General features: G+C 57.6%; 9 protein-coding genes. All 9 read right to left on the bottom strand.

Features of this window, described 5'->3' with window-relative positions; genetic code table 11:
- Window positions 1–292, bottom strand: a 292-nt coding sequence (tssE, locus tag ACFE0K_RS11240) for a type VI secretion system baseplate subunit TssE (RefSeq protein ID WP_434536151.1), incomplete at its 3' end; no start/stop codon positions are given.
- Window positions 293–353: 61 nt separating this feature from the next.
- Complete coding sequence (locus ACFE0K_RS11235; RefSeq protein ID WP_290510958.1) at window positions 354–839, bottom strand: Hcp family type VI secretion system effector; 486 nt, start codon at window positions 837–839, stop codon at window positions 354–356.
- Between the two features lie 157 nt (window positions 840–996).
- Window positions 997–2,526: a type VI secretion system contractile sheath large subunit gene (tssC, locus tag ACFE0K_RS11230; protein ID WP_434536150.1), complete on the bottom strand. Its 1,530-nt coding sequence runs from the start codon at window positions 2,524–2,526 to the stop codon at window positions 997–999.
- 25 nt (window positions 2,527–2,551) lie between these two features.
- Window positions 2,552–3,064 carry a type VI secretion system contractile sheath small subunit gene (tssB, locus tag ACFE0K_RS11225; protein WP_372636464.1) on the bottom strand — a complete coding sequence of 171 codons (513 nt, stop codon included), beginning with the start codon at window positions 3,062–3,064 and terminating at the stop codon, window positions 2,552–2,554.
- Window positions 3,065–3,106: 42 nt separating this feature from the next.
- A complete protein-coding gene (locus ACFE0K_RS11220) occupies window positions 3,107–4,606 on the bottom strand; it encodes a type VI secretion system domain-containing protein (protein ID WP_434536149.1) in 1,500 nt (499 codons plus the stop codon).
- Window positions 4,603–5,613, bottom strand: coding sequence for a type VI secretion system-associated protein TagF (tagF, locus tag ACFE0K_RS11215; RefSeq protein ID WP_434536148.1), 1,011 nt, complete (start codon window positions 5,611–5,613; stop codon window positions 4,603–4,605). The genes ACFE0K_RS11220 and tagF overlap by 4 nt, the downstream gene beginning before the upstream one ends.
- The gene (gene tssM / locus ACFE0K_RS11210) at window positions 5,613–9,194 is read right to left on the bottom strand and encodes a type VI secretion system membrane subunit TssM (RefSeq protein ID WP_434536147.1); all 3,582 of its coding nucleotides are present in this window, start codon (window positions 9,192–9,194) and stop codon (window positions 5,613–5,615) included. Before tssM ends, tagF begins: the two co-directional genes overlap by 1 nt.
- 38 nt (window positions 9,195–9,232) lie before the next feature.
- Window positions 9,233–9,970 carry a type IVB secretion system protein IcmH/DotU gene (gene icmH, locus ACFE0K_RS11205; protein ID WP_434536146.1) on the bottom strand — a complete coding sequence of 246 codons (738 nt, stop codon included), beginning with the start codon at window positions 9,968–9,970 and terminating at the stop codon, window positions 9,233–9,235.
- A 2-nt stretch (window positions 9,971–9,972) separates the two neighbouring features.
- Window positions 9,973–10,932, bottom strand: a 960-nt coding sequence (gene tssK, locus ACFE0K_RS11200) for a type VI secretion system baseplate subunit TssK (RefSeq protein ID WP_434536145.1), incomplete at its 5' end; no start/stop codon positions are given.

Here is a 10,932-nt window from a genome sequence, read left to right as displayed (position 1 = left end):
TCTCCCGTCGCGCCGTTACCTGGATATGTTTCAAGCGCGGTTCGAAGCGAACGATGGTCTCGCGGACCAGGCGAGCGAGGGTGTCGATTGAATAGGGCAAGGCATCATAGAGAGACGGTAAATCCGGCAAACCGTGTTCGGGAAGGTGCTCCAGAACGTCATAGCGGGCATTTAGCAATCGCTGTAGATGATCGTGGATGCTACGCAGGCGAGCCTCGCGGCCTTCCAGCGACGCCACCGGTGTGCCATCGGCAAACCGGCTATGAATAATCTCGAACAGGGCAGCGGACATAATCCCTCGTGATGCAACAAAATGGATTGGGAGGGAGCGGACGGAATCCGCCCCCGGGCTCTTAGCGGCCTTCGGTCCAGGAGTCAGAGAACTCGATGTTGCCGTCCACATAGGTCCAGGTGATCGCTGCGTAGCGCGCGGACACTTCTTCCAGATGCGGATAGCTTTCCTTATCGATGTCCTTCACGTTGTGCATGACCGGCTTCACCGAAGTAATTTTCACGTCCTTGAGTGTGTGACGGAAATATTCCTTCTCGGTACCAGTATCGTCGATGCGGAACCAGCGCAGCACCAGTTCCTTCAGGGTCTGACCGTTGCTGCAAGCCTTGTACAGATACGGCGACGCGCTATCGAAGCCCTTGGTGAAGACAAAGGGCTCATGCTTGCGGGTACCCGTCAGGGAACCGGTATCGCCATCGGTGGGGATACGCAGCTCATGATCGAAATGCAGCACCTCGATGCTCCCTTCCCGATCTGCAATGGAAACAGACCCTTCAATCTCGCTCCCCTGATCGTCCTTGATCCACATATAGGCGGGAATCGCCATAAGAAAACCTCCTGTTCAGTTTCAGTTTTATCAAAGGCCGGCTGATGCCAGCCCCGCACACCCTCCCCCCAGGGCAACAACGTTGTTGTCACTCACGGCTCAAGGATGTGTTCCATGCAGCCAGGGAGCGTCTGAAACTCTCTGCCTGCCAAAGTGATCAGCCGTCTTTGCCTGCCGGTAACTGGGACACCAGTGACAGGCGCACATCCACCCCTTCGATCTGGAAATGCGGCATGACGGCCATGTCCACCCGGTAGTAGCCCGGGTTTTCGGGAATGCTCTGCACTTTCACATAGCCATCCTGCAGCGGGTAATTGGCCACCAGTTCCGGGTCCGGATTGTTCATCTTGGTGACCAGGCCCTGGAGCCAGTCATTGAGTTCGTTTTCCAGTTCCTGGCGGCTTTTGCTGGCACCGATGTTCTCGCGCTGCAAAACCTTGAGGTAATGTGCCAGACGCGACACCAGGAAGATGTAAGGCAAACGCGAATTTATGCGTGAGTTAGCGGTGGCTTCTTTTGTCGTATATTCCGCCGGTCTCTGGGTGGAATTGGCTGAAAAGAAGCAAGCGTAGTCACTGTTCTTGTAGAAACTCAGCGGAATAAAGCCTTCCTCGGCGAATTCCAGTTCTTTGGTTTCGGAAATCAGGATTTCCGTAGGAATCTTCGCCTGGGTGCCACGCCCCACGTCGTAATGATGCAGTGGCAGCTTTTCCAGCTTGCCGCCCGCTTCCGGGCCCCGGATATTCACCGTCCAGCCGTACTGTTTGAAACTGCGTGCCATATTGGATGCGAAAGCGAAGGTGGCATTCCCCCACAGGTATTTCTCGTGGTCTTCACCAGCCACGCTTTCCTGATAGTTGAACTGGCGCACCGGATTGCTTTCCCCATAGGGAAGACGCAGCAGAAAACGTGGCATTACCAGGCCCACATAGCGGGAATCTTCGCTTTCCCGGAAACTACGCCAGCGGGTGTACTCGGCCTTTTCCAGATAGCTGCCGATATCCTGGATCTTGGGCACTTCCTCGATGGCATCTTTACCAAAGAACTTGCTGCCGGCACTACCCAGGAAAGGACAATGGGATGCCGCCGCCACCCGGGAAATTTCTGTCAGCAGGGAAATATCCGGCGCCGAACAATCGAATTCAAAGTTCGAAATCACCGCAGACATGGGCTCGCCGCCGGGAGTGTCGTATTCCTGAATATAGAGGTGATTGAACAATCCGGACTGGGTCACATCCGGCACATCTTCGAAGTCCTCTGCCAGATCATCCTTGCTGGAATCCAGCAGCTCCACGCGAATGTTGGCTTTGGGGTCAGCACGATCCACCAGGAATTTCAGCGAGGTCCAGGCGGATTCCACTTTCTGGAATTCCGGGTGATGCATGACAGCATCCAGCTGCGTACTGATGGCGCTGTCGATGCGAGCGATGTACTGATCCAGCAGGGTCTTGTCGATTCGGTCGAACTTGTCGCTACGGCTGGCCAGGTCAAGAAAGACTTGCAGCGCCGCCGTCAGCCGCTGCTCCAGTGGCACTTCCGCCAGATTTTCGCTGTGGTGAAAGGTCTGCAGGGTCAGTGGCTGCCCTACCGGGTTGATATCTACCATGCTGCAAAGGCGCTCGTAGATGCTGCCTTCTTCCTGGCTTTCCACCTCGGCGGTAGTCTGTTGCGTCTGTTGTTTACTCATGCAATCTCTCCTTGCTGCACTGCGCTTATTCGCCGCTGCTTTCGCCATCCAGTGGCACCAGGGATTCCAGCTGGCCCATCAGGGATTCCAGCTCGGGTTGATTTTTGACGATGCGCTCCAGCTCGCGGCGGAACTTGCTGTTATCCAGCAGGTTGGATTTTAGATCCTTGAGCAGGCTACGCATGGCCAGCATGTCGTTGAGCTGCGGGATGCTCTGGGCCACCGCTTCCGGTTTGAAGGACTTGAAGCTGTCGAAGGCCAGATCCACTTCGATTTCGGAACCGTCTTCACGAAGCTGGTTGTCCACCGTGTATTTCACTCGGGGAGCCATGTCCTTGAGCACATCGTCGATGTTGTTACGGTCGATACGTACCCGCTCGCGTTCGGCCAGCCGCCCTTCCGCCTGACCGTTGCTGTAGTCCCCCATTACCAGGAGTTTCAGCGGCAGTTCGAGTTTCTTCTTGGCACCACCGGTTTCCAGATCCAGGGTGATATTGACCCGTGCCCGCGGCACTTCATTCTGAAAGCTTTTAGACATGATTCCCCTCGTTGACTTGTCGATCCATGAACATGAATGCCGTTACAGCATGGCTGCCGCGGCGGTGATATCGGTGCGGCTGATGTGCTGACCGATCTGCTCCAGCCGCATCTGAGTCTGCTCGTTGTTGTCCTGGGCACGCAGCGCCTGCTGCAGCAAGCGCCAGACCCGCAGGGCAAACGTGGGCTCCCAGGCGGGTATGCCGTGGTCATCCAGACGTTCTGCAACGGCCTCCAGCAAAGGCAACGCCAGATCATGGCGCTGGTTCAGCAGACACAGCTCGGCCTTAAGTAGATCCTGCTCTGAGCGGGCTTTCCTGCCCCGGGTCGGCGTCTGGTCGATCACCTTGAGGCCAGCCACCAAGCCGTCCTGCTGACTGGCGGCGGCGGCTTCCACTCCCACCTGAGCCCACAGGCTGTCATCACTGGCAGTGCTGTCGCTGTCATCGGACATCAGCGATTCCACCCAGTTAGCAGCGGAGCCATCCAGAAAGGGTGTGCCATCACTGAACTGCAACTTGATCAGATCGCGCCGTGCAGTAAGCAAGGCCCGGCACTCACGGCTGATCAGATCCGCCAGGTTGCCCATCCCCAAACTTTGAGCGGCCTGGAAAGCGGCGTGCTGCAACGCCAGAGAGAACTGCCCACCCGGTTCCAGAAAAGTCCGCTCAGCAGCCAGCAGGGCTTCATCCCATTGCTGACGCTCCAGTGCCGAGGACACCGCATTCAGCGAAGCCGGACGCGGCGGTGCGATGCGGGTCTTTCCCTTGTCCGCGGGAGGCACCGTCAACGCGGACCAGCGCATGGAACGAGACAGGCGCACCATGGGTTCATAGCGTTTTTCGTGGCGATACCAGGCCAGCAATTCGCGCAGGGCTTTCTGCTCTGCCTTGTCGTTGTCGATATTGCCCACCGGTGCCGTCGGCCCGGTAGCGGATTCACGGCCTCTAGACGTCTGCGATGTGGGCTCTGCTTGTGGTTGATCCGCATTGTCTTTTTCTGGAGAAGACGACTCCGTAGCCGCCGGCTGCTTTTTCTTCTGCTCGGCCAACCAGTCAGTTATCGCTTTCAGACGGGGGCCGTCATCAATTTTGTCATCCAGCAAGGAATGAAAGCGTGTCAGCTCATTTTCCAGTTGTTCCAGCTCACCCTGGTTGCAGACATGCTTGTTCAGATAAACCGGGAAACGCTCATTTCTCAGCCATTCAAAAGCGCCCAGGCGAGCATTGGGCCGGGCGGGATGACAATTTTCCCAGGCAAATTCAATTGCCCAGCACCAGCCTGCCAACGCATCTGCCAGCCCTTTGACGCCATACAGGTAGGCGTAGGCCAGTGACGTATAAGCCAGCACCCGCAGGTCCAGGGCCTGCTCACGAAGCACAGCATGGGAGAGATCGCGGATTCGCTCGAAGTCATTGCCGCTGAGCTTTTCCACTTCTCCGCGCAACTGGGCAAAACCGTCGCTGTAACGGGGATCTTCACCGGCTTCCCGGTTTTCCCACTGCGACAGGATTGCCAGCAGTTCGCTCTGCGTCTTGCTCATAGTTGGCCTCCGCTGACAAAGCGGCTGAGCAGGTCCAGCAAGCTTCCCTGCTCCAGTGCCGCCAGATCTCTGGCTCGCTGGGACGGTGTCACCGCTCCCTTGAGCATGTCGGACAGGGTCTGCACATTGCCGTCGCGCAGGGTCGGGTCAAACAGGTAAGGCAGAAAACTGGGGGGGACGCGGCGGAAAAACAGGATCAACTGCCCCTGCGCCCCTTCCTGCCCCCAGCGCCAGAAATAATTGGCCGACCACTTGCCACCCAACAAGCTGTCGATCAACCGCAGCCAGAACACCAGACATACCTGCCCGTGTTCTCCACCCGGTAATGGCAGACGAATACCCCAACCGGTTCTTGCCGGCCCACGACGCATGACATTGGCCAGCAGGTCGCAAACGCCTTGATAAAAAAGTGCCGTATTGCCGTAGGCAGCGGCCAGCTCATGAATACAGTCCACCGGGGTGGCACGCAGTAACCCCAGCTCCTGCTTGACCGCCTGTGATCGCTCATCCTGATGGCATTCCCCGGCAATGGTTTCCAGGCAGCCCAGCAGAATATCCAGTGGTTCGGTCTTCCAGCGCTGCCCAATCACAGAGGCGGACTGCTGGTAAAACCGTTGATACACCACCGGCACGGCCGCCTGGGTTTCTTTCAGATAGGGAATCTGGGTAACGGTGCTAATGAGAAAGGGATACCAGCGTCCGCTCTGGTCACTACCCGGGCCAATGGTGGCCAATACAGGGCGCCGCTCTTCTGTGGCTGAAAACACCAGATGATGGATGCCGGCAGAGGGAAACGCCTGCTCCCCCTGGGCGCCATTCAGGCGCCGGGAAATCAATGCATAACCTTCCTGCACCCAACCATCCAGTTCGCGAATTTCCCGCTCAACCACATTGAGCTTGATAAAATCCGCACGAATGGGAAGTTTGCCAAAGGCCGCGATTTTCGGCTTGCTCGCCACCGTCATACTGGCGGCAACAGGCTTGGGCTGTTTCAGGAATCCCAGCATCAGCCCGCCTCCAACACACTGCCCGCGGACGGCACCAGAGGCCGCAACATGTCATGGGGCAGATTGAAACTGCTCAGCACCCGCTGACTGAAGACATTAGCCTGACGGTCAGCACGTAGCCGATAACGCACCACCAGCGGATCGCTGAGCCCACCGTTAAGCTCCCACTGCAACACGAACTCGGAGCTGCTTTCCCGGGAAATGGCGGCCTGATTCAGCAGGCGGAACAATGCCCAGGGGCCGCTGACCTTCACCTCATCACGAACCTGCCCACGGCGGGACACCCCTGCTACCCGGGCACCCAGAGTGTTCTGGTCACCCGGCCAGGTGAATCGGCGCCATTCCTGGGGACCATTGCGGTAACGGTAGGACTGACCGTTGCTTTCCAGCATGATCTCACTGACACCACGGGCCGGCAGCGGGTACAGATAGAAGCTCATTTCCGGACGGCGGCCACCCCGACCAAACAGACTCTCGGTAATCACCTGGGCCGAAGCCAAGCTGCCCATGAACTGTTTGGACAGACCCAGCCCCTGGTTCAGCCATTGCCGCTCTGTCCAGCCACCACGTCGGGTCTGTTCCAGGAAAGGACTCAAGCTCTCGTCGACAAACCGCCACAGCCGACCATTGCCTGGCTGGAAGAAATCGGCCATGTCATCCAGGGTGGCATCGCGGCCCTTTTCAGCGAAGGGAAATTTTTTGCGCAGACGGCTGTCGAACACACTGGCCACTTCAGTCTGCCACTGATCGGCGATGCCACCACGGGCCTCCACCAACACATTGCGCCAGCTTTCCCGCATCGCACCTTCGAACAGCGGACGCAGTGCTTCACGGGTAGTAACGTCCGCACCGCTGAGCAAACTGCTGATGGTGACCCAGCTCTTGTAAAGTTCGGTTTCCGAGCCACCCCGTCCGAGAATGCTGCCCGCGTAGACTTCTGCCTCACGCCCCACATCCACGGAGAGGGACAGTCGCTCCATGTCGGTTTTCAGGGCAGATACAATCAGCAGGTACTGATGAATCAGTTCACTGACAGACCGTTCCTCCGCCGCTTTGGTGAAGCGACGCAGTTCGGTGGTGCGCTCGTCCAGTGCCTTGATGGTGCTGCGTTTTTCCAGAGCTGCTGCCTCAACAGCGCCACCCACCAGATCCGGCGCTGCTTCATAAAGTGCCAGATTCTTGCTGGTCTGGTTCATCAGCTGACCGATGGGGCCATCCCCCCGGGAAAGGCGATCCAGCTTTTTCACCCCGTCATCCAGGGAGGTGAAGCGTTTGATACGCACATCAGAAAGGAAGCTCAGCCAGGATTTGGCATAGTCGCTGAAGTACAGATCGCGGATCTGTGCACGCAGCTCCGTCGCCAGGGCTTCATCAATCAACTGGCCATCCGCATCTTCGCCCTCACGCAGACCGTACTGGCCGGTGAGGACCCAGTCACCGCGAGTGGCAGATTCAATCCGGGCATCAATTTGCGGCATGACAAACTCTTCCCAGCCATGGCGGGTGTATACCCCTTCGACCTTGGTGCTCGCACCGATTACCTTGCGGGCATTGCGGTCTAGCATGTCCTCGATGCCATAAGGTTTTAGCTCGGTGCTGCCTTTGGAAATAACCTGGGCATACATTTGCTGGGCATTAGGCGGGGTTTTCAGGTGAGCTCGCCCCTGATCGATTAGTTCCTGACGAGCTTGCCAGCGCTGATCCCGCTCAGCCCGTCCAGTCAGATAGAAATGGGCAATGCCGTACAGGGAGTGAGAGGTATCGCTATCCGCCTTCTTGAACACCTCTTTGTCCTGCAGACCCTTACGATCGAGCCACAAACGATTCAGCACCGGGACAGCCTGATCCGCCTGCATGCGCTGCGGCGCCCGTGACAGCATCAGATAGCTTTTCAGGGCCGCGTAGTAATCTTCCCGAATCGCTTCCTGCCCCTGACGATCCGAGGATTCCCAAGCTCTGGCATGATTTTCCAGTGCATACTCCAGTGACTGGATAGCGGTATCCCGATACAGCACGTCCATGGACGTCATCAGCAGGTCTTGCAACTCCGGCAGCTGGCGATCTCCGGTATAGACCCCAAAGCGAAAACGCCAGGGCTTGCGTTCTTCATAGGCCATGAGCTGCTGGTAATGCTGGTAAAGCGCGTCCAGCACCTGAAACCGTTCCAGGCTATCGTAGCGGTCATCCTGCAAGGCCAGGGTTGCCTTCTGGGACAAGGCCACCCCCTTGTCGAGCAGCATTTTATTGGTCCCGTAGGAAGCCCCCAACAACAGCAGCGTGCCCACCACCATCGACAGGGCAACGCCCATGGAGAGGGTTTTCAGACCGCGCTGCCAGATGAGGCTCCGGCGGTTGCCCTGAGCCACGCCTTGCAACGGAATGACCACCTCGGTGAAAAAACGGTGGATAAAGAAGGGTTTGGGTGGGGTACTGCGTGCCGTACGTTCCTGGCTGGCCAGCCCGAAGGCCTGGCGAATGTTCCCCACCAGACGTGTCAGGGGTGTGCCTTCCTGGGTGCCACTGGTGAAATAGGCGCCGGCAAAACGAGGCATTTCCTGATAGGGGTTGTCCCGGAACAACAGGTTGATAAATTCCGACAGTTTTTCTGCGGCCACCTGAAACTGATCCGGGAAACCGTACAAGGCAGCCTTGCGCTCCAGATTTCTCTGCATGGACAGCTTGCGCAAGCGTAGATCGCAGAGCTTCTGATACAGCTCCCGGGCATGGTTTTCGAACTGCTCGGCAGGACTGGAGTCGGCGCCCTCTTCCAACAGGTAAGCGCCCCAGATCTGTTCCCTCTCGCTGTCACTCAGGTCCTCGAAAAACTCCTCGAAACCGGGAATCAGATCCGTCTTGGTGAAGACGATGAACACCGGGAACAATAGCCCCAACCGCTCCATGAGCTCATTGATGCGCTCACGGATGATCTTGATATGCCGTTCCATGGCTTCGCTGTCAGCGGTTAGCAGGTCCGCCACACTGATCGCCACCATGACACCGTTGATTGGCGTTTGCTTACGCTCTTTGCGCAGCATTTCCAGGAAAGAAAACCATTCCTGTCGATCATCTTCTTCGGTGGTGTAGCGCCCGGCGGTATCCAGTAGCACAGCCTGATCAGAGAACCACCAGTCACAGTTGCGTGTACCACCCACCCCTCGAAAATGCAGGTCATCCGCATCGGCATAGGGAAAATGCAGGCCGGAATTGCGCAGCAAGGTACTTTTCCCCGCTGCAGACGGCCCGATAACCATGTACCAGGGCAAGGCATAGAGAGCGGCACTGCCCCGGTAGCCAGCACCCAATTGCGACGACTTTAGCGAGGAGATGGCATCGGTCATTTTTTCCTTGAGGGCATCTACATCATCGCTGCCATCGCCGCCCCCAATTTCTTTCTGTAACCGCGATCCATGCCTGCGGGCGAGCAGAAAACGGATACCCGCTATCAGAACAAATATTGCCACCACAGCAGCTACTGCCAGATACCGGTTGGTGCCGGTAAGTCCAAAACGCGGACCGGCAAACCAGATCAAGGCGATCACCGCCAGCAGACCAATAGCGGAACTGCCAAAGCGAGACAGCACAAGTTTTTTCAGGATTTGAGAGAATGAGCCCAGCGACATTATTTCAGGTCCCCTTCTGACAGCGAGGAGTAGGAAGGCGAGGTCAACAGGTTTTCGCGAAACAGGGCAATGTCTGCGGCGGCATCACTGGCGCTTTTCATGCTGACGGCCGTATAGCCGGTGTAACTGAAAAAGACGATGGCCACGGTCACCGCCGCGATGACCCAGTAGGGGATCTGACGCCCTACCCGGGCCAGCACATGCTCGCGGGCCGCACCGTTGGGTGCCAGGCGCGGATCCGCCACGCCCCGGTGGCCATCAATCTGACTGCGCAGGTCAACCTGTAGCGCCATCAGCTGCTCCAGGCCACGCAACTTGTAGACGCCTTCAAACCCCAGCTGCAGACAGACGTAGTACAGTTCGAGCAGGTGCAGGTTCTGCTCGCCACGCTGGCGCAGCTCTCCCAGCTTGATAAAAAACGCTTCGCCCCCCAGATGCTCGCCAAAGAGCTTCAGTTGCAGTGGCTGAGACATCCATTGCATACGGTGTGGCCAAGACGAGGCCATGACCGCCTCGTCGATAAAGGCGGCAATGGCGAACTTGGCGTTCTGCACATCGGCGGTAGGGATCTGCCGCTCAAAGGCCAGCCGCTCGAACTGGTCGAACCCGTTCAAAACCTGTTCGTAAAGATCATCCGGTGCATCACTACCGCCCGCTCGGAGAGGCATCACCAATGTGAAAAGGTGAGCGGTGCATTCCAGCAGCGGATTGGTGGTTGCCACGAGAGAATCGCTCATCATCAGTCCTCCACGCACAGCAGTTCAAAACGGCTACCCTGGAACTGACCGGGCAGGAACACCGCCAGGCTTTCCGCTTCCATGGCCCGTGGCCAAAATTCACCGCTAGGTTCGAAGCGGAAATATTCAAAGCCACTTTTCACCGGTAATTTGTTGGGAGGACGCTGGGTATGGGTCAGCCGGATTCCGGGCAGCGCGGAAGCCAAAATCAGCTCCAGGTCTTCACGGCTGCCGGATTTTGCCTGGCGGGAAAAATCGGTCACCCAGTTCGGGTCTTCGGATTCGTGATACACACCCAAGTACAGGTGCTGCTTGTCCAGATTGCTCCAGGGGACGCCTTCCGCCAGTAACAAGGCAGGGCTTTCCTGATTGAGGGACAGTGCGGTACTGGCGGTTTTGGCACTTTGTGCCAGGGATTCGCGCAACAGAGTTTCTAGAGTTGTGAATACGGAGCCCAGATCCCCGTGTTGGTACAGTGGTAACTCAAGCTCCGGCATATCAGGCTGAAAATCTCTCAGGCCGGTGATCAGCCGCAACATTTCACGGTAAAGCGTTTCCGGTTGGCTACTTTCCTGCTGGATAAGATGGTCCAGCGTGGCCAGAGCGGGGCGTAACTGCAGTAATCGCAGGAACTGGCCCATTTCCCGGCTGCCCATATCAGCGATGTCGCCGTAGCTGTTGCGCTGCTGAGACAGCTGGCGAACCCGGGCAGACAGCAGATCGCGGATCCGTGCCATCCAGGCCTGCAACTGCTCACTGCCCTGCAACGTCACCACAGGTGGAACATAGCTTTCCACCTGGGCGTAACGGCCATCCCCCTGCTGCTCAAAGCTGGCCAGCCGAAACGCAGAATAATGCTCGCGGCTTTCATCACCCCGCAGCAGGGACAGATTCGGTTTTCCGACAATGATTTCGCGGGTACGGGAGGGATCGTGTTCATCCGCCACTTCCTGATAGTCCGC

The organism is Alcanivorax sp. (assembly GCF_051117345.1).
In the GTDB taxonomy this organism is placed as follows: Bacteria; Pseudomonadota; Gammaproteobacteria; order Pseudomonadales; family Alcanivoracaceae; genus Alcanivorax.
The sequence above is the reverse complement of the archived record's forward strand: the minus strand, read 5'-3'. Positions and strand labels throughout refer to the sequence as shown.